We start from the raw sequence: 18,834 nt of genomic DNA, 5'->3' as shown, positions 1-18,834 counted from the left end.
AAATCATCAGCCTGGAGCCTCATTCGCGGCTCCAGCGCCACGCTATTGAAAGTGGTCAGTGCAAATACTCATGCTCTTCGTATGGTATTTTCCCACTCCAGTGCGGTGGGGGCATCTGCCCCGACGGGAACGGACTGAAGCTAACCATTCGGAATAAAACCTGTGATCAAGAAAGACCTCGCCCTGCAGTTGGCCCCACGCGTCATCGACATGGTTCGCGCCCGTTCGATGAAAGCCGGTGAGCCCTTGCGCGAGCAGACATTTGCGCAAGCGCTCGGGGTGTCGCGCTCGCCGATCCGGCGGGTTTTTGCCTTGCTCGCCGAGTGGGACCTTGCCATTCAAGAGCCCAATCGTGGCTATTTCCTCAAACAAGGTGCCGGGCAGATTCAGGAAGCCGCAGTCCCTTGCGCCAGCGATCCGTTCGAGGACTTTTACCTTCGCGTGGTCGACGACATTCTGAGCGGAGAAATACCTGCGCACTTTTTCGAAGCGCAGTTGTTGCGACGCTATGAGGTGCCCCGGGGGCAGTTGCTCAAGGTGCTGAACCGGTTGGCCGGCGAAGCCATGGTGGAGCGTAAGCCAGGCCAAGGGTGGGGCCTCAAGGACTTCGTGCATAACACGCAGGCGCATATTCATAGCTACCGTTTCCGGATGGCCATCGAACCGGCGGCGCTCCTTGAGCCCGGTTATCAGGTCAATCACGCCGCGTTTGCCCAGGCCAGGCAACAGCAACAGGCCTTGATCGACGGCGAGATCCAGACCTTGTCCCGCGCGCAACTGTTCCAGCTGGGGGCCCAGTTTCACGAAATGATCGTGCAGTGCTCCGGCAATGTTTTTTTCATCGACGCCATACGCCACCAGAATCAGCTCAGGCGCTTTATGGGCTACAAGGCCAACATTGATCGCACGCGTCTTAAGGCGCAATGCCAGGAACACATCCATTTGCTCGACCTCATCGAGTCTGATCGGCGTGAAGAAGCCGCACAGTTTCTCTGGCGCCACCTGGATCAAGTCGGCCGACTCAAGACTGATCAACGCGCAGTGCCAGAAGAAAGCCAAATCTAGAACGCGTCACTGGCTCCCCGTCAGTGCCGGAACTTCGCCATCACCGCGCCCAATAACGGGCCAAGCAGCCTAGCACAATTGTTTCTGATCAAAACAGAATACAAAAAAATCACCAGACAGTTAATTTTTTCACTACATATTGTATTTCGTTACAATAATAGGCAATCATGCGCGCCGCTCGGACTCGGACTCGGACTCGGATCCGTATCGAATCGCACAGGGATGGTGGCCATGAACGAAAGGACGTTGGGTAGTGCAGCGGGAGTCTCAAACCTCCTGTTCGGGGTGTACAACACAGTGGTTGCCCTGCTTGGCGTGATGCTGGCCTATAAAGGCGGCGTGCTGATGGCCGCGGGCGGGTCACCCTATTACGCGATGATGGGCACCGCGCTGTTGTTATCGGCCATCCTCTTGGGCCTGAAAAAGTCCTTGGGCCTCTACCTTTATGGCGCAGCCTCTGTGGCCACCTATGCCTGGGCGGTGTGGGAGTCTGGTTACGATGGCTGGGCCTATATTCCACGCCTGGCCTGGCTGGCGGTTCTCAGCGTGCCGTTCCTGGCGTTCTGGCCCGTAGTACGGCGTGATTTTGCCAACGTCAGAAAAAGTCATTACTTCACCATTATGGGTGTGCTGCCGCTGGTGATGGGGGCTACCATCCTGGTGCCGCTGTTCTACCCGAAAAGCGTTCACCTTGCCGACTCGGCGCACGCCACCACACGCCCCGCCGCCGCCTTCAGCCGCAGTACCGTCGCCTCTCCAGACGGCAATATTGCCGCGTCACACACCGAGACCAACTGGACCGCCTATGCAGGCTCCAACCTGGGCAACCACTATTCAGCCGCGTCGCAGATCACGCCTTCAAATGTGTCGGGCCTGGTCAAAGCCTGGGAATACCACCACGGCGACGTGAAGCAACCCGGTGAGAAAACCAAGTACTTGAACGAAGCCACGCCGATCAAGGTGGGTAACTCGCTCTACACCTGCACCCCCAAGCAAATCATCATTTCCCTGGATGCCACCACTGGAAAGGAGAACTGGCGATTCGACTCCAAAGTCGACCCGGACTACTTCGCCAATGGCGGCGCCTATTGCCGTGGTGTCTCTTATTTCGAAGTCCCCAATGCCAGTGGCTTGTGCGCCTCGCGCATCATTTGGGGCACCAATGATATTCGCCTCGGCGCGGTAGACGCCCTGACCGGCCAGGCGTGTCCCGACTTCGGCAACGCAGGCTTTGCGGATTTGAAAGACGGGCTGGGCACTTTCAGAAAAGGTTCGACGGGTATCACGTCTGCTCCTCTGGTCATTCGCGGGGTGGTGATCACCGGTGGCCGAGTACTCGACTCGGATGTGCGCCCTGCCCCCTCGGGCGTGGTGCGCGCCTACGATGCAGTGACCGGCAAACAGAAGTGGGCCTGGGATTTGGGCCGGCCAGACACCAACGCCCCCGCGGGTAACAACGAGACCTACACCCTCAGCACCCCCAACTCGTGGGCACCGCTGTCGGCCGACGATGAACTGGGCCTGGTGTATGTCACCACCGGCAACGCAGCGGGCGACTTCTATGGCGGCACCCGCACAGCACAAGAAGACAAGTTCAGTTCGTCACTGGTCGCACTGGACGCCACCACCGGTAAGGTCCGCTGGCACTTCCAGACAGTCCACCATGATCTATGGGACTACGACCTGAGCCCGCAACCCAGCCTGATTGATTTTCCGACGGCTGCCGGGCCACGCCCGGCCGTGATCCAGGCGACCAAATCCGGCCAGTTGTTCGTGCTTGACCGCGCCACCGGCGAACCACTGGTGGATGTCGTGCAAGCTCCTGTCCCACAGGGCACCGCCCCGGGAGACTACACCGCAGCCACCCAGCCACTGTCCCCTGGTATGCCGAGCACCATGGGGCGCCCATCGAAAACACCGGAAGTACTGACCGAAGCCAATGCCTGGGGCCTGACGCCTTTCGATCAGATGCAATGTCGCCTCGAATTTCGCCAGGCACGCTACGAAGGGATCTTCACCCCGCCGGTCGTGGGCCAGCAAAGCCTGATCTTCCCCGGCCATCATGGCGGCTTGAACTGGGGCGGTGTGATGGTCGACCTTAAGCGAGGGCTGCTGATCATCAATAACCAGCGCCTTCCTTATATGCAGGGGCTGGTGCCGCGCGAACAACTCGACGCCATCAATGCCAAGTCGTTCCAGGAGTCGCCGGGCAACGCCCAGGGCTTCCGCGTCCAGGCCGGGCTACCTTACGGCGCGATTAAAGACCCGTGGATGTCATCCCTTGACCAGCCATGCATTGCGCCACCCTGGGGCTTTATCTCCGGTATCGACCTGCGCACTCGCGATGTCGTGTGGAGCCGCCCGTTCGGCACAGGCTATGACAGTGGACCTTGGGGGATCGCCTCCAAGATGCGCTTCGAAATCGGTACGCCAAGTGATGCAACGGGCGTGACAACCGCTGGCGGTGTGACGTTCATCGGCGCCGCTATTGACCGGTTCATGCGGGCTTACAACAGCGAAAGCGGTGAGCTGCTCTGGGAAGAACGCCTCCCGGCAGGCAATCAGGCTTCGCCCTTGACCTACATGAGCCAGGGTCGACAGTACGTGGTGGCGGTGGTTGGCGGTCATGACCGAATCCCAACCAAGTTAGGTGACAGCATCATCGCCTGGGCCCTGCCTGAGCAGTAAATCGAGTGCTGTAAGAGAGGCTCGCCATGAGCGTATCGGTGGGTAAAACATATACATGTTCTACCCCCCTCAGTCATGGCGTAGTTTCTGGCACGTATCGCATCACTTCAGAGTGATGACAGGCTAATGACTTATCGCAGGAAGTTTATAAGTAGCGGCCATCATTGCTGCCCTTTATTCAAGTAGCAATACCCACTTCTACGCCAGATTCAAAGCGCCTGACTCTCTCAGCGCGCTCGCAGGCGATTGCGCCCGGTTTACTCACCCGGTGAGAAGCCTGCGCATCGATATATATGCTTTACGTTTTATAAAATTGGATAGGAATTAACAATGCTCGAACTTTCTGATGGTTTGTATCTATTGGTGGGCGTCAGTTTTATTACGTCATTCATGACGGCTGCCATTGGCGTGGGCGGCGGGATTGGACTGCTTGCGGTTATGCCTCAATTTATCCCCATCTCTGCGGTTGTACCGGTTCACGGCTTGATTCAAATGGTCAGCAACGCCAGTCGATTCGCGTTTGACTTTAAAAGTGCGAAAGTGGAAATCCTGCCTAAATACGTTATCGGCTGCCTGGTCGGCGCGTTCATCGGTTACTTCTTCATCGGCAAATTTCCCGAGCAATATTTATCACTGATTCTCGGCTTCTTCATCCTGGCCATCACCTGGACCAAGATCGTCGCACGCCTGGGTTTTATATTTAAAAACTTTGCCCTGGTGGGCTTTTTTCAAACCTTCCTTTCACTGTTCGTGGCCGTAACCGGTTTGATATCGCAGCCCATCCTGATGAAGATGAATATTAATAAAAACGAAGTAATTGTCACCCACGCCATGCAAATGAGCGTACTGCACGGGCTCAAGGTCGCCGCCTTTGTTATTGCAGGTTTTGCGTTCATGGATTACGCCAACCTGATCATCATCATGATTACCGCCTCTACATTGGGTTCGTACTTGGGCGGCTTTCTCAGAGACCGTATATCGCAGCGTGTCGGCGCAATGCTGTTAAAGGCAGGGGTGACGTTTTTTGGTTTGAAGATGATCTTCGATCATTTTTTCAACGGCCTGTAAAAAGTTCTTCCAATAAAACAAGGAGCGTGAAATGAGCACACGTAAGTTTGATTTTTTTGAAACCAAAGAAATCTCGACGTTTCTGAAAGAGCATGGATATTGCGTTATCAAGCCTCAAGACCACTCTCTGGAAGCCTTTAGAGAGACCGCCGGCAAGTTCGGGCTGATTCAGTTTCATACCAAGTCCGATGAACACGGTGTGGTGGGCGGTGGCGAGCCGATCAACAAGGACTGGCAACGCTTCAAGGATGATTATCATGGCGAACTGTCGAGCGATTTTTTCCCGCATACCGATGGGTCATTCTTGAATGGCATCGCCTACGTAGAGGGCACTGCGAAAAAAATCACGCCACCCAAATTCGTCATTCTCCAGTGCGTTTCAAAGCCTGAATTTGGCGGCGACAACTTCCTGGTGGATGGGCAGAAAATCTACAATGACCTGCTTGCCCATCACGCTGACACATTAAAAATATTGATGACCAGCGGCAGTGTCACTTACTGCCGCGACGATTTGCTGTCCATCGATTGCGCAGCCTTTGAAAAAATCGATGACGAAACGTTAAGAATTCGCTACCGGTATGACAGCACTGCGTTTATTCCCGAATGGGCCAGCGCGGCGTTTAAATACATCCAGACCCACTACTCCACCAACGAGCGTTACATTACCCCCATCAGCCTTGAGCCAGGGGACATTCTGGTGATGGATAACCTGCGTGTCCTGCATGCCCGGCATAAATTCATCGATGGCAACCAGCAGAGAAAAGTAAGAAGGCTGTGGATCGCTGATGACGCGAGCACCACATTCAAGAACATCCTGGATCAATCCCCGGTACGCAGGGCCATGCTGCCCTTTCAGAACTACAATGTTGCCCAGTCTGAAACCGCCGGGCATTCGTTCATCGAGTACACCTGTGGCATCCACACCCAAACGAGCAAATCGTTGCCAAACGCGCATAAGCAATTTGACAGTGCGCTTGAAGCGCTTTAAGCCCTTCAAGACAACCACCTTGCTCTGATTCAACGCTTTCAGGTAACCCCCCAGTCATCAAAACGACTGGGGAGTTACTTACATTCAAGGCTTTCTGGGTTTGATCCGGGCCGTAGCTTCGGCCACCAACGGGTCATCCGGCCAGTAATGCTTGGGGTAGCGCCCTTTCAAATCCTTCTTCACCTCGGCGTAGGTACTGCGCCAGAAGTTCGCCAGGTCTTGCGTCACCTGCACCGGCCGCCGCGCCGGGGACAGCAGGTGCAACTTCACGGCCAGGCGCCCGCCAGCGATACGCGGGGTGTCTGCCAGCCCGAACAATTCCTGCAAACGCACTGCCAGAATCGGCGGCTGTTTGCTGTAGTCCAACCGCACTGACGAACCCGACGGCACTTTCACGTGCTGCGGCGCCAGTTCGTCGAGGCGCTGCGGCAGCGGCCACGGCAACAGGTTGTGCAGGTAGCTGGAGATATCCAGGTTGGCGAAATGACTCAGGCGCGAGACTTTGCCCAAGTAAGGCATCAGCCAGTGTTCAAGGCTGGCGAGCAAGGCGCTGTCGCTGATGTCGGGCCACTCGCTGGTGTTGCCGGCGTCGAGTTGGCGCAACAGCATCACACGGGCTTGCCACTGACGCAGTTCCGGAGTCCAGGGCAGCAGTTCCAGGCCTTTGCGGCGCACCAGGTTGACCAGCGCCTGGCTGCGGGCGGATTCGTCGAGGCCGGTCAGGGGTTCGCGGCTGAGTACCAACTCACCGACTTTGCGTTGGCGCTCGGCACGCAAGACGCCTTCGCGTTCGTCCCAGTCGAGTTGGTCAACATTGCGCACTTGCTCGGCCAACACCGTGTCGAACAACGCCGGATCAAAATCCGCCGCCAGGTAGATGCGTTCTTCACGCTGGCCCTGGCGGCTGCCCAGGTCGGCGATCACTAGCCAGGGCTGTTTCATCAGGCTGTCGGCCTCGGCGAATAACGCGGCACGGCCATTGGCCAGACGGTATTCGGCGCCACCGGGACGGCGTTGCTGGGCGACGCGGTCCGGGTAAGCCAGGGCGAGCAAGGCGCCGAGCCAGCGTGGGTGATCGGGGTCAGCCACCGGTTGCGTGGCCTTGCCTCTCAGGTAGCCGCGATATTGCCGGGCCAGTTGCTTGGCGCGCTGCACGCCGCCTTGCGTGCCACGCGCACGTTCTTCGCCGGACAACAGCGCCAGGCGGCTGTGCAAATCCGCGCCGCCCCCGCGCAAGATGTCGCGCTCACCCAGCAAGGCGGCGACATCACACGCCGTCGCCGCAAGCCCCAAGTCCTGCCCACGCAAGAGTAAATGGGCGATACGCGGATGAGCAGGCAACTCGGCCATCTTCTGGCCGTGCCCGGTGAGTGTGTCTTCATTCATGGCGCCCAGGCGCATCAGCAAGTCCTGCGCCTGGGCATACGCAGCGGTCGGCGGTACATCCAGCCACACCAGCTGTGTAGGCGTGACTCCCCAGCGTGCCAACTGCAAGGCCAAACCCGCCAGGTCGGCGGCGAGGATTTCCGCGCTGCCGTAAGCAGCCAGGCCTTCATGCTGGTCCTCGGACCACAAGCGATAACACACGCCCGGCTCCAACCGCCCTGCCCGGCCAGCCCGTTGCGTGGCGCTGGCGCGGGAGATGCGCTGGGTGTCGAGGCGGGTCATGCCGCTGCCCGGGTCGAAGCGCGGCACGCGGGCCAAGCCGGCGTCGATCACCACGCGCACGCCATTGATGGTCAGGCTGGTCTCGGCGATGTTGGTGGCCAGCACGACTTTGCGTTTGCCGGCGGGCGCGGGATCGATAGCGGCGCGCTGAGCGTTCAAATCGAGTTCGCCATGCAGTGGGCACAGCAGCACATCGGTACGATCACCCAGGGCGTCGGCCAGTTGTTGATTGACCCGCCGAATCTCCGCCTGCCCCGGCAAGAACACCAGCACGCTGCCGGTTTCGTCATGCAGGGCATCAAGGATGGTCTGCACCAGGCGCGGCTCGATAAATTCGCCCGTCTGATACGGCCGCCCCCAACGCATCTGCACCGGGAACATGCGCCCTTCACTGCGCAGGATCGGCGCGTTCTCCAGCAGGCTGGCGAGGCGCTCGCCTTCGAGGGTGGCGGACATCAGCAGGATTTTCAGCGGTTGCTCATCACGAAACAGGTCGCGGCCGTTCAGGCTCAGGGCCAGCGCGAGGTCGGCGTCGAGGCTGCGTTCGTGGAATTCGTCGAAAATCAGCAGGCCCACGCCGTCCAGCGCCGGGTCGTCCTGCAGGCGGCGGGTGAGGATGCCTTCGGTGACCACTTCGATGCGCGTGTTGGGGCCGACTTTGCTGTCCAGCCGAATGCGATAACCGACGGTTTCACCGACTTTTTCACCCAGCTCGCTGGCCAAGCGCTCGGCAGCGGCGCGGGCGGCAAGGCGGCGCGGTTCGAGCATCAGGATGGTTTGCCCGGCTAGCCATGGCTCATTCAACAGGGCCAAGGGCACGCGGGTGGTTTTACCGGCGCCGGGCGGCGCTTCCAGCACGGCTTCATGGCGATTCGCCAAGGCGTCACGCAGGGCGGGTAAAACATCATCAATCGGCAACGAATTCATACTGGCTCCAAAGCAGAGCGGCGAGTATAACGGCGAACTGCCGGTTGCCGACGCTGGTCTGAAAAGCACCACCCGATCCTAATGCGAACGCGGTTGAATGTGGGAGCAGCGGTGCGACGACTCGACTTGCTCGCTCCCACATTTGAACATCGTCGCCTGGTATATCTGGCTTATAGTCACCTTTCAATCGTGTTCAGGAGAATTTTTATGCGTATCGCTTCCCGTGTCATTGGTGGTGTCCTCGCCGTCACCCTGCTGAGCCAACTGACGGCCTGCGGATCGATCTTCTACCCGGACCGCCGCGGCCAGATCGACGGCAAGATCGACCCGACGATTGCCGTGCTCGATGCCGTGGGGCTGCTGTTCTACGTTATCCCAGGCCTGATCGCTTTTGGTGTGGACTTCGCCACCGGCGCCATCTACTTCGAACCGGGCAAGACCGCCCAGGTCGCCCCGGAAAAACTCCACGAAGCCATCGGCGCCGACGGCAAGGTCGACAATGCCAAGCTGCAAAGCATCATTCAGAAAGAAACCGGCCGCACCCTGCCGCTGGACGACCCGCGCATGATCCAGTTCAAAGGCAGCGTGCAACAGCTCGCCAGCCTGGGCCTGCAACCTGCCGCTTAAGGAATCGAGCCGCCTATGACCAGCAGTCCCGAACACGCCAGGCTCTTGCGCCTGGCCACTCGCGCTTCGGTGGGCGTGGCCTGTGCGTTGATTATCACCAAGGCCATCGCTTGGTGGTTCAGCGGCTCGGTGAGCATGCTCGCCGGGTTGACCGACTCACTGCTGGACGGCGTGACCTCGCTGTTGAATTTGCTCGCGGTGCATTACGCCCTGCGCCCGGCCGATGACGATCACCGTTATGGGCATGGCAAGGCAGAATCGCTGGCGGGCATGGCGCAGGCGCTGTTTATCGGTGGCAGTGCGGTGCTGATCGCGTTCCAGGCCTACGAGCGGCTGCAGCACCCGGAACCGGTGGGCGCGCCGTGGTTGAGCATTGGCGTGATCGTGTTTTCCCTGGCGTTGACCGTCGCCTTATTAATGCTGCAACACCGGGTGATTCGCGAAACCGGCTCCAACGCCGTGCGCGCGGATTCACTGCACTACCGCTCGGACCTGATGCTCAATGGGAGCATCCTGGTGGCGCTGGTGATGGCGGGTTTTGGCTACCATCAAGTGGACGCCTGGTTCGGCCTGGGCATCGCTGCCTACATCTTGTGGAGCGCGGTCCAGATCGCTCGGGAAAGTTTTGCGGTGTTGATGGATGAAGAGCTGCCGACGGACGTCAGCCAGCACATGTTGGAACTGGCCCGGGGCGTACCGGGGGTGTTGGGCGCACATGATCTGCGCACACGGATTTCCGGCAGCCACTGGTTTGTGCAATTGCACCTGGAGTTGCCGGGGGAGTTGACGCTGTCAGTCGCCCACGGGATCAGCGACCAGGCCGCCGATGCCATTCACAAGGCTTACCCGCGCGCCGAAGTGCTGGTGCATGCGGATCCTGCGGATCAGCTTCAAGCTGCAAGTCACAAGCCTCAAGCTTGACACCAAAAGCTTGAGGCTTGTCGCTGCTACTGTTGCACCTGATAGCCGCGACTGCTCAGGCAGTTGCCCTGGGCCTGGCGGTAGGTTTGCACCACCGCAGGGTCTGGGGCGTACGTCACCGCCTGCGGATCGAAGCCGCTTTGCTGCACCGCCCAGCGATAACAGTCGTAACCGTCCTGCTGCACCTGGGCCGGTGACTGGCCGTTGGCGGGGTACGCCACCACGTCATAGCCATTGCCTTGCGGCGTGGGCTGCGGCGCCGGCACAGCGGTCGGTGGTTGCACCACCACATACTGCTGGGAACTGCTTTCGTAGGTGTAATAAGAGCCCGCCGCAAGAAAGAACAGTGCACTGCCTATCCACACTTCACGTGCATAGTCGGGCAGGTATTGCACGCGGATTCCGTAGGGCGGCGTCACCACTACATAGCGCGGCCCTTGCGGGCGGTACCAGTAGCCACCGGAATAGAAATAATCCCGGCCGCGGTAAGGCACGCGGTAGTTGCGGTCGGGGAAGCGGTCGATCACGTAGCCAGGACGATGTTGCGGGCCTGGGCCCCAACCATTGCCGTGCCCGTCGGGGCGGCCTGGCCAGCGGTTGTCGCCGGGCCGTGAGCCTGGGCCGCCGGCTTCCCAATGTGGGTTACCATCATTGCGTCGCGGGATGTCGCGGTAATAGCCCTGGCGGGGCTCCTGGGTCTGGCGCACGGTGTCGGGGCGACTCTGGATCGGCAGGTTATTCGACGGTTGCGGTTGCTGCACCGGGCGCGGCTGGTTATTTTCCGGCCGTGGCTGGTTGTTCTGCGGACGCGGCTGTTCATTATTCCCAGGCCGTCCGCCCTCCGGCCCTCTTTCATGCTGACCACCGCCTTCAACGCGCGGCGCGTTATCACGCTCGTCGGCCACTGCCTGAGCACCAACGGTGACCATCAGCAAACCAACACCTGCCAAACGCCAGATGCGCTTCATGCTATTCCTCATTGCGGATTAGGGCCTGTCCATGAGACTGGAAAAGCGAGGCCCGGTTCTTGGACAGGTTATCAGCAGGCAAAAGAAAAGGGGTGACCCGTCGGCCACCCCTTGAGAACTTCGTCCTGGCTCAACGCTTTTGGCGTTGGCTCACCTCACGCCGTCTTGTGGACAGTGTGCAGCCTGGAGGCCGGCTCAACCCTGCTGGGGTGGCGGCCGCAGCGGGCCTGATTGGGCGCGCTGTAAGTGGACTGTTGTCCAGGCGGTGATTCTGTTGATAAAGATACAGGCGAGCGCCCGACAGATGATTGCGAAGATTGCGTCAATAAACAGTGCTTGCGCAATTTTTAACCCTTCATAGATAATTAACCGCAATAGTTACGACAAAGGCCAACCCAATGAGCAAGCTTGACCGATACGACCTGAGTATTTTGGCGGAATTGCAGCGTGATGCGAGGATCTCCAACCAGGAGTTGGCCGAACGTATCGGCTTGTCGCCTTCGCCGTGCTCGCGCCGGGTCAAGCAACTGGAGGATGACGGCTACATCGCACGCCAGGTCGCCCTGCTCGACCGCAAGATGCTCGGCCTGAGCCTCACTGCCTATGTGCTGATCGGCATGGACCGTCACACCCCCGAGCGTTTCGAGAATTTCGAAGCGGCCATTCGCACCTTGCCCCAGGTATTGGAATGCAGTTTGGTGACGGGAATGGATGCTGACTACCAATTGAAAGTGGTGGTGCCGGATATGGATCACTACCAGAAGTTGCTGCTGGGGCATCTAACGCGCATTGATGGCGTGACCAGCGTGCGGTCGAGCTTTGTGCTGAACCAGGTGCTCAACAGCACTGAGTTACCACTGACCCATCTGCGTACCTGAGCCCCATGAAGATCAAATGTGGGAGCTGGCTTGCCTGCGATGCAGACACCTCGGTATGTCAGCCAGACCCAGGTGATGCTATCGCAGGCAAGCCTGCTCCCACATTGATTGCATTCCAACTCAAGTCAATATTGCGCCTGTAGCACTGCCGTATACTCGCCGCCTGCCTTTGTCGGAAATACTCCATGAACAACATCGATCCCGTCCTGTTTGAAGAATGGATGATGACCGGCCTGGTCACCATCCTGATCATTTTCATGGGCTTTATCGTCTGGGACCTGGCGAAGAAATCCAAAGCCGGACGCTTTGGCTCGTTCATCCTGTTCTTCGTGCTGGGCCTGGGCGTGGCCGCGTTCATCATCAAGAGCGTGGTCATCGGTCTGATCGAGTCCGGCGCCTTATAAGCGCGCCGGCACTTCCTTCCACTGGCCTTGATCCAGGCCTTCAATTGTCCAATCGCCAATTCGCACACGTACCAGGCGCAAGGTGGGCAACCCCACGGCGGCGGTCATGCGCCGTACCTGACGGTTGCGCCCTTCTCGAATCACCAACTCCAACCAATGGGTCGGCACGCTTTTACGAAAGCGCACCGGCGGGTTGCGCGGCCATAACTCGGGCTCATCCAACTGCCGCGCTTCGGCGGGCAAGGTCTTGCCGTCATTGAGCTCGACGCCGTCACGCAGCCGTTGCAGTTGTTCTTCGGTCGGTTCGCCCTCCACTTGTACCCAGTAGGTTTTCGCCAGTTTGTGCTTGGGGTCGGCAATCCGCGCCTGGAGTTGGCCATCGTTGGTCAGCAGCAACAGGCCTTCACTGTCACGGTCCAGGCGACCGGCCGGGTAGATGCCGGGGATGTCGATAAAGTCCTTGAGGGTCGCGCGCCCGCCTTCGTCGCTGAACTGGGTCAGCACGTCAAACGGTTTATTGAAGAGGATCAACTTCGGCTCGGCCGGCGGTGCCTTGGCGACACGACGGGCTGCGCAATGCGTAGGTTTCACGCTGGGGCGGCGCGAATCAGGACGGGTGGGACGGGACATGGCAAAGGAACATCTAACGGTCAGGACCGACAATCCTAGTGGCCTGACCGTTAAATGACCATCCCAACCGCTTAGCGGAACGGCGGTTCGTCGAAGCTGCGCAGTTTGCGCGAGTGCAGCGAGTTGAGTTCGGTGCGCAGCAGGTCGACGGCTTCGATGCCGATCTTCAAGTGCTGGCTGACCGCGCGCTCATAGAACGCGTTGGCCGAACCCGGCAGTTTGATCTCGCTGTGCAGCGGCTTGTCGGACACGCACAGCAAGGTGCCGTAAGGCACACGCAAGCGGTAGCCTTGCGCCGCGATGGTACCGCTCTCCATGTCCACGGCCACCGCGCGAGACAGGTTGATCAATGGGCGTTCCTGGGCCCAGCGTAGCTCCCAGTTACGGTCGTCATAGGTCAACACGGTGCCGGTGCGCAGGCGTTTTTTCAGCTCTTCGCCTTGTTCTCCGGTGACGTTGGCCGCCGCCCGCTGCAAGGCCATCTGCACTTCGGCCAGGGCCGGAATCGGAATATTCGGCGGCACTACGCGGTCGAGAATCCCGTCGCGGCGCATATAGGCGTGGGCCAGTACGTAATCGCCGATGGTCTGGGATTGGCGCAGGCCGCCGCAGTGGCCGATCATCAGCCAGCAATGCGGGCGCAGCACGGCCAAATGGTCGGTGATGTTCTTGGCGTTGGACGGGCCGACGCCGATGTTCACCAGGGTCACGCCGTGGCCGTCGCTGGCCTGCAAGTGATAGGCCGGCATTTGATAACGATGCCACACAACGCCTGCGGCAATCGCCGACGCTTCACCGTGGTCCATGCTCTTGTCGATCACCACGTTGCCCGGCAGCACCATACGGATAAACCGTGGGTCGCTGCGCAGTTGCTCCAGGCCATGCACGATGAACTGGTCGACATAACGGTGGTAGTTGGTCAGCAGGATCCACGGTTGCACATGGCGCCAGTCGCTGCCGGTGTAGTGCACCAGGCGACGCAGGGAAAAGTCCACGCGCGCCGCGTCGAACAGCGCCAGCGGCAGCGGGTCGGTGTTCTCCCAGTCGTAGAGGCCATCGGCGATGCCATCGGTGGCAGCCGACAGGTCAGTGCTGGGGAACACGCGAGCCAGGGTCGCGGCGGTCACGCCGGAGCCGGCCAGTTCGTCGCCCTGCTCCACCACATACGGGTACGGGATGTTCTGCTGGCTGACGCCCACTTCCACCGTCACGGTGAAGTCGTGCATCAACGGCACCAGTTGCTCCAGCAGGTACTTACGGAAGGCCGCAGGATGGGTGACGGTAACGCTGTAGGTCCCCGGCAACTGGACCTTCGCGTACGCCCGAGTGGTCTGTGGGACTTCGCCGTGGCAGTGGTAGGTCAGGCGCAGTTCTGGGTAACGAAACAGCGCACGTTGTTCGGCATCGGGTTCGACGCGGTCTTTGAGGTACTGCTTGAGGGCTTGATTGAGCGCGCCGGTAGCGCGCTCATGCAGGGCCGCCAGACGATCCACGGCTTCTTCAGCGGTTTGAACGACAACAAAAGCTTCGGTCACGGTAAGCATCCTGTGTTCTGACTTGCAGGCCTTTATCTTGCCTGTATCCCAGGCTCACATAAACACCAGAGTTGGAATGCTTTGAAAGGTGGGAGCTGGCTTGCCCGCGTTTATTCAGTTAGGTGTCGAGCGGGCAACAATCGCTTCCACCTCCATACCACGCGGCAAAGTCCCGTAGGCCCGACCGGATGACTCACCCAACCGGCTGGCAATAAATCCATCACTCACCGCCGCATTCCCTGCCTCCAGCAACAATTTGGCCTGCAACGCCACGGCGATATCCTCGGTCAACTGCCGCGCACGGTACTGGATATCCTGAGTGTCCATAAACGCCGACTTCAGCTGTTCAATATGCCGCGCCAGTGGCTTATCCCCGTGCCCGTCCCCGAGTTCGACAAACAACGCCTCCAGCACACCCGGTTCTTTCGATAACGCGCGCAGCACGTCCAGGCACTGCACATTGCCGGAACCTTCCCACGTCGAATTCACCGGGGCCTCACGATAAAGGCGCGGCAGGATGCTGTCCTCTACATACCCGGCGCCGCCCATGCACTCGGCGGCTTCGTTGATCATGGCCGGGGCGCGCTTGCAGATCCAATACTTGCCCACCGCCGTCACCAGCCGGGCGAACTTGGCTTCCTGCTCATCACCCAGGTTATCCAGGGCCTTGCCCATGCGCATGCTCAGGGCCAGCGCGGATTCGCTTTCCAGTGCCAGGTCAGCCAGCACGTTTTGCATCAGCGGTTGCTCGCCGAGTACACGCCCACCCACCGAGCGATGGGCACAATGATGGCTGGCCTGGGTCAGCGCCTGACGCATCAGGGCGCTGGAACCGACCATGCAATCGAAGCGGGTCATGGCGACCATCTCGATGATGGTGGGCACGCCGCGTCCCTCCTCGCCGATCATCCAGGCCAGGGCGCCACGGAACTCCACTTCGCTGGAGGCGTTGGAGCAGTTGCCGAGTTTGTTTTTCAGGCGCTGGATGTAGAACTCGTTGCGCGTGTCATCCGGGCGATGTCGGGGCAATAGGAAACAGGAGAGGCCCTTGTCGGTTTGCGCCAGCGTTAGAAAGGCATCACACATCGGCGCCGAGCAGAACCATTTGTGGCCCACCAGTTCATAGGCTTGCCCCGGGCCGCCTGCGCCTACCGGATAAGCCCGGGTGGTATTGGCGCGCACGTCAGTGCCGCCCTGTTTCTCGGTCATGGCCATGCCGATGGTGGCGCCAGCCTTGTGGCGGATGCCGACATTGCGCGGGTCGTAGTGAGTGCTGAGAATTTTCGGCAGCCAAAGGTCAGCCAATTCTGGCTGAATACGCAGCGCCGGCACACAGGCGAAGGTCATGGTCAGCGGGCAGCCGGTACCGGCTTCGGCCTGGCTGTGCAGGTAGGTCATGGCAGCGCGGGCCACATGGGCACCGGACTGCGGGTGCGCCCAAGGCAGCGACGGCAGACCATGCTCGACGGCGGTGCGCATCAGTTCGTGGTAAGCCGGGTGAAATTCCACCAGGTCGATGCGATGACCATAACGGTCATGGCTGTTGAATACAGGCTTGTTCTGATTGGCCAGGAACCCGGCTTCCATCAGCGGCCCGCCGGCCAGCGCGCCGTAGGCATCAATGCGCGCCTGCGCCCAGCCAGCGCCACAGCGGCGTGACCATTCCTGCAAGGGCAAGTCGATGCGATACAGGTTAGTGCCGTCCAGGGACGGCGGTTGGTTGGTGACGTCGTGGGTCTCGGCAAACTGATGCAGGTTCATGACGGGCCTCCTGAAAAAGGCCACGTCCAGTTGGGGCCTGAATTTCAGTTAAGCACCGTCATCCGCCTCAAAAAAGGGGCATACCCGCCGAAAGCCCGGCGCTTTCGCCCTCAACCGGACACAACAACCGACGCTGCAACACCGCTTGCAATGCCTCGAAACGCACCGGTTTGACCAGCCGATCGGAGATACCGATGCCATGGCAATGCTCGCGTTCAGACACATTCAGCGACGTACTCACGGCGATCACCGGCAATTCACCGCAGCCAGGCAGTGCACGAATCTGACAGCACAACGAGAAACCACCTTCGGGAAGGTCCAACAGTACCGCGTCGAAATCCTCGCCCTGCAAAGCCGCCAACGCGTTAGGGCCGCTGTCCACGCTTTTCACCCGGTAGCCGAGCTTAAGCAGCATGCCGCGCACCACTAATTGGCCGACGCTGTTGTCATCCACCACCAGCACCGCGCACTCCTGAGGCGCGCGTTGCCGGCCTGGCATTGGTTTGAACTCAGGCGGCGTTGGGCTGACCTCCACCTCCAGCTCCAGCTGGAAGCGGCTGCCTTTGCTCGGTTCGGAATGATGAGTGAGGCGCCCGCCCAGCAGCTCGATCAGTTGCCGACAGATCGCCAAGCCGATACCCATGCCGCCATATTCACGGGTGGTAGAGCCATCGAGCTGGAAGAACCGCTGGTACAGCGTGGCCTCATCCAGGAAGGCAAAGCCGATGCCGGTGTCGGTGACGATAAAGCTCAGGCGCAAAGCGCCCTCACTGTGCGGCACGCCAACCACACGCAGGCGGACCGACCCTTCGTGGGTGAATTTGAAGGCGTTGTCCAGCAGGCAATCCAGGCATTGCAGCAGTTTGTCGGCGTCGCCCACCACGCGGTCCGGCAGCTCGCCCGCCACGTCGATGGAAAACGCCAGGCCTTTGCTCTGGGCGCTGGCGTTGAACTGCTGGCGCAAGGTGTCCAGCGTCCCGCGCAGGCTGAACACCTGCGGCTGGGCACTCAGGCGCCCGGCCTGCAATTCGGTCAGGGTGAGGATGCCGTTGACCATGCGCATCATGTCCCGCGCCGAACCGGCGGCCGTTTGCTGGTACTGCGCCAGGTCAGCGTCCAACCGCACGGTTTGCATCAGCTCAAGGGAGCCAATCACGCCGTTCATGGGCGTGCGCAGTTCGTGAGTGAGGGTAGCGAGGAACTCATCCTTGAGTCGGTTACTGCGGGCCAATTGCTGGTTGAGCACTTCGAGCTTCTGGCTGGCATCGAACAGGATCTGCGCCTGTTGTTCACGCATGGAATTGATGCGGTCGGCCAGGGCCAGGGACAACAACGCCACTTCAATCGCCGAGCCGATCTGACTGGCGTACATGGTCAGGAACACATTGGGCAGGTAGCCCAGCACCATCAGCGTATTCACCACCCCGCCCAGCAGGAACGCCGACCAGGCGATGATGAAATAGCGCGCCACTCGCTGGCCGCAATACCAGGCCTTGATGGCGGCAACAAAGATGGTCACGGTAAATACCAGCGCCAGACCGGTGGCCAGGCGCAGCGCCAGGGCGTAGCTGGTCATCAACGACAGCAGCATCACCACTGCGCCGCAGGCCACCAACGCCAGCAGCAGGCGGTTGATCCAGCGACTGTGCTGGGCGGTGTGCAAGAAGCTGCGCGCAAACAGGCTGCCGAAGAGCGCCGCCGAGCCAATCAGGAACGGCGTCGCCGCATTCGCCCACCAAGGGTTGTTTGGCCAGAAGTACTCCACCGCCGCGCCGTTGACCGACAGTTGGTACATGCCGAACGAAGCAATATAGAAGATGTAATACAGATAGCTGGTGTCGCGCACGCTGAGGTAGATGAACAGGTTGTAGACCAGCATCCCCAACAACACGCCATAGATCAGGCCTAACACATACAAGCGCAGCGGCTGTTGTTCCAGGTAGGCGGTGCTGGACCAGAGCGTCAATGGCGCCTGGATCGAGCCCTCGCTTTGCAGGCGCAGGTAAACGGTTTTCGCCTGCCCAGGGGTGAAGTCGACGTTGAACAGGTAATTGTTCTGGCGAATTTCACGGGAAGAAAATGGCAGCGCATCCCCCGTGCGCCCGGCCAGGCGATAGGTGCCGGTGTTGTCGGGCAGGTACAGGTCAAGATGGTCGAGCGGCGGGTACGCCAACTCCAGCAACCAGGTGCGTTGCGCTTCGGGATGGGTGGGCAGGTAATGCAGATTGACCTTGAGCCAGAATACCGAGCGTGAGTAGCCGGCGTTCAGTGTGTCTTTATCGTGGGGCTTGAATTGCGTAGCGGCGGAAGGCGCGCTGACATCCGCAATGGTCAGGGCATCGGTCGGGTCTTCGAGCACTTGCATGGCCCGGCCCAGCGGCAGGCTTCGCGTGTCTTGGTTGAACTCGACGGCGTTGGCGAGCAACGGCAGCCCGCACAACAGTAAAATCAGCAAATAGCGCATAGTGCCCCAGCGTAGCCTGTCCGGTTGTGTCAAAAAGCCCCCTATCCTTTTGAGAAGACGTACACCGGCAATACAGTTAGTTGTTTGGATCCACTCTAGCATAGCCGCTAAAGGCCATTGGACACCATTGAAATAAAATTTTTAAAGGCTCTAGAACAAGGGTTTTAGCGTGTTTCACTGTAAGTAACGGACACTAGCAAACAGCCATAAACGCTGACGTTTGCGTACAAAATTCAGCCATC

Annotated in this window: 14 protein-coding genes; 8 read left to right on the top strand and 6 right to left on the bottom strand. The window is 59.8% G+C overall.

Annotated features, from left to right (window positions below; genetic code table 11):
• The first annotated feature begins 162 nt into the window (after positions 1 to 162).
• From AACY52_RS08510 to AACY52_RS08495, 4 genes are all read left to right on the top strand, one after another.
• Positions 163 to 1,065 carry a GntR family transcriptional regulator gene (locus AACY52_RS08510; protein WP_005791674.1) on the top strand — a complete coding sequence of 301 codons (903 nt, stop codon included), beginning with the start codon at positions 163 to 165 and terminating at the stop codon, positions 1,063 to 1,065.
• Positions 1,066 to 1,296: 231 nt separating this feature from the next.
• Complete coding sequence (locus AACY52_RS08505) at positions 1,297 to 3,753, top strand: membrane-bound PQQ-dependent dehydrogenase, glucose/quinate/shikimate family (RefSeq protein WP_339416886.1); 2,457 nt, start codon at positions 1,297 to 1,299, stop codon at positions 3,751 to 3,753.
• A gap of 330 nt (positions 3,754 to 4,083) precedes the next feature.
• Positions 4,084 to 4,821 carry a TSUP family transporter gene (locus AACY52_RS08500; RefSeq protein WP_005791677.1) on the top strand — a complete coding sequence of 246 codons (738 nt, stop codon included), beginning with the start codon at positions 4,084 to 4,086 and terminating at the stop codon, positions 4,819 to 4,821.
• A 31-nt stretch (positions 4,822 to 4,852) separates the two neighbouring features.
• Positions 4,853 to 5,809 (top strand): TauD/TfdA family dioxygenase, encoded by a 957-nt coding sequence (locus AACY52_RS08495; protein WP_339560414.1) that lies wholly within the window; start codon positions 4,853 to 4,855, stop codon positions 5,807 to 5,809.
• 84 nt (positions 5,810 to 5,893) lie between these two features.
• Here AACY52_RS08495 and hrpB read toward each other — a convergent pair whose 3' ends face one another.
• Positions 5,894 to 8,404 (bottom strand): ATP-dependent helicase HrpB, encoded by a 2,511-nt coding sequence (hrpB, locus tag AACY52_RS08490; protein ID WP_339560413.1) that lies wholly within the window; start codon positions 8,402 to 8,404, stop codon positions 5,894 to 5,896.
• Positions 8,405 to 8,611: 207 nt separating this feature from the next.
• On the opposite strand from hrpB, the gene AACY52_RS08485 reads away from it, so the two are divergent.
• Together AACY52_RS08485 and AACY52_RS08480 are read left to right on the top strand one after the other, a co-directional pair.
• A complete protein-coding gene (locus AACY52_RS08485) occupies positions 8,612 to 9,031 on the top strand; it encodes a polyribonucleotide nucleotidyltransferase (protein ID WP_065873659.1) in 420 nt (139 codons plus the stop codon).
• 15 nt (positions 9,032 to 9,046) lie between these two features.
• Positions 9,047 to 9,952 carry a cation diffusion facilitator family transporter gene (locus AACY52_RS08480; protein WP_339416891.1) on the top strand — a complete coding sequence of 302 codons (906 nt, stop codon included), beginning with the start codon at positions 9,047 to 9,049 and terminating at the stop codon, positions 9,950 to 9,952.
• Positions 9,953 to 9,978: 26 nt separating this feature from the next.
• Here AACY52_RS08480 and AACY52_RS08475 read toward each other — a convergent pair whose 3' ends face one another.
• Entirely contained in the window at positions 9,979 to 10,920 is a 942-nt protein-coding gene (locus AACY52_RS08475; protein ID WP_339560412.1) for a DUF6515 family protein, read from the bottom strand.
• 398 nt (positions 10,921 to 11,318) lie between these two features.
• On the opposite strand from AACY52_RS08475, the gene AACY52_RS08470 reads away from it, so the two are divergent.
• The gene (locus AACY52_RS08470) at positions 11,319 to 11,798 is read left to right on the top strand and encodes an Lrp/AsnC family transcriptional regulator (protein ID WP_017735654.1); all 480 of its coding nucleotides are present in this window, start codon (positions 11,319 to 11,321) and stop codon (positions 11,796 to 11,798) included.
• 194 nt (positions 11,799 to 11,992) lie between these two features.
• Positions 11,993 to 12,202 (top strand): DUF2788 domain-containing protein, encoded by a 210-nt coding sequence (locus tag AACY52_RS08465; protein ID WP_049713471.1) that lies wholly within the window; start codon positions 11,993 to 11,995, stop codon positions 12,200 to 12,202.
• Here the strand turns inward: AACY52_RS08465 and AACY52_RS08460 are convergent.
• The 4 genes from AACY52_RS08460 to AACY52_RS08445 all read right to left on the bottom strand — a co-directional run bounded on the left by AACY52_RS08460 (position 12,197) and on the right by AACY52_RS08445 (position 18,592).
• A complete protein-coding gene (locus AACY52_RS08460; RefSeq protein ID WP_339560411.1) occupies positions 12,197 to 12,832 on the bottom strand; it encodes a pseudouridine synthase in 636 nt (211 codons plus the stop codon). The genes AACY52_RS08465 and AACY52_RS08460 overlap by 6 nt on opposite strands.
• Positions 12,833 to 12,903: 71 nt before the next feature.
• Complete coding sequence (gene amn / locus AACY52_RS08455) at positions 12,904 to 14,376, bottom strand: AMP nucleosidase (RefSeq protein ID WP_339427978.1); 1,473 nt, start codon at positions 14,374 to 14,376, stop codon at positions 12,904 to 12,906.
• A 105-nt stretch (positions 14,377 to 14,481) separates the two neighbouring features.
• Positions 14,482 to 16,128, bottom strand: coding sequence for an acyl-CoA dehydrogenase family protein (locus AACY52_RS08450; RefSeq protein ID WP_339530715.1), 1,647 nt, complete (start codon positions 16,126 to 16,128; stop codon positions 14,482 to 14,484).
• A 67-nt stretch (positions 16,129 to 16,195) separates the two neighbouring features.
• Complete coding sequence (locus AACY52_RS08445) at positions 16,196 to 18,592, bottom strand: 7TM diverse intracellular signaling domain-containing protein (protein ID WP_339560410.1); 2,397 nt, start codon at positions 18,590 to 18,592, stop codon at positions 16,196 to 16,198.
• Positions 18,593 to 18,834: the final 242 nt, after the last annotated feature.

This window comes from Pseudomonas sp. EA_65y_Pfl1_P113 (assembly GCF_963970525.1).
GTDB lineage: Bacteria > Pseudomonadota > Gammaproteobacteria > Pseudomonadales > Pseudomonadaceae > Aquipseudomonas > Aquipseudomonas tritici.
The sequence above is the reverse complement of the archived record's forward strand: the minus strand, read 5'-3'. Positions and strand labels throughout refer to the sequence as shown.

Bases quoted from the DNA above. Each gene is read 5' to 3' on its own strand.
- AACY52_RS08500 (WP_005791677.1), top strand. From the start codon at position 4,084: ATGCTCGAACTTTCTGATGGTTTGTATCTATTGGTGGGCGTCAGTTTT.
- AACY52_RS08485 (WP_065873659.1), top strand. From the start codon at position 8,612: ATGCGTATCGCTTCCCGTGTCATTGGTGGTGTCCTCGCCGTCACCCTG.
- AACY52_RS08480 (WP_339416891.1), top strand. From the start codon at position 9,047: ATGACCAGCAGTCCCGAACACGCCAGGCTCTTGCGCCTGGCCACTCGC.
- AACY52_RS08470 (WP_017735654.1), top strand. From the start codon at position 11,319: ATGAGCAAGCTTGACCGATACGACCTGAGTATTTTGGCGGAATTGCAG.
- AACY52_RS08475 (WP_339560412.1), bottom strand. From the start codon at position 10,920: ATGAAGCGCATCTGGCGTTTGGCAGGTGTTGGTTTGCTGATGGTCACC.
- AACY52_RS08460 (WP_339560411.1), bottom strand. From the start codon at position 12,832: ATGTCCCGTCCCACCCGTCCTGATTCGCGCCGCCCCAGCGTGAAACCT.
- AACY52_RS08505 (WP_339416886.1), top strand. From the start codon at position 1,297: ATGAACGAAAGGACGTTGGGTAGTGCAGCGGGAGTCTCAAACCTCCTG.
- AACY52_RS08445 (WP_339560410.1), bottom strand. From the start codon at position 18,592: ATGCGCTATTTGCTGATTTTACTGTTGTGCGGGCTGCCGTTGCTCGCC.
- AACY52_RS08495 (WP_339560414.1), top strand. From the start codon at position 4,853: ATGAGCACACGTAAGTTTGATTTTTTTGAAACCAAAGAAATCTCGACG.
- amn (WP_339427978.1), bottom strand. From the start codon at position 14,376: ATGCTTACCGTGACCGAAGCTTTTGTTGTCGTTCAAACCGCTGAAGAA.
- hrpB (WP_339560413.1), bottom strand. From the start codon at position 8,404: ATGAATTCGTTGCCGATTGATGATGTTTTACCCGCCCTGCGTGACGCC.
- AACY52_RS08450 (WP_339530715.1), bottom strand. From the start codon at position 16,128: ATGAACCTGCATCAGTTTGCCGAGACCCACGACGTCACCAACCAACCG.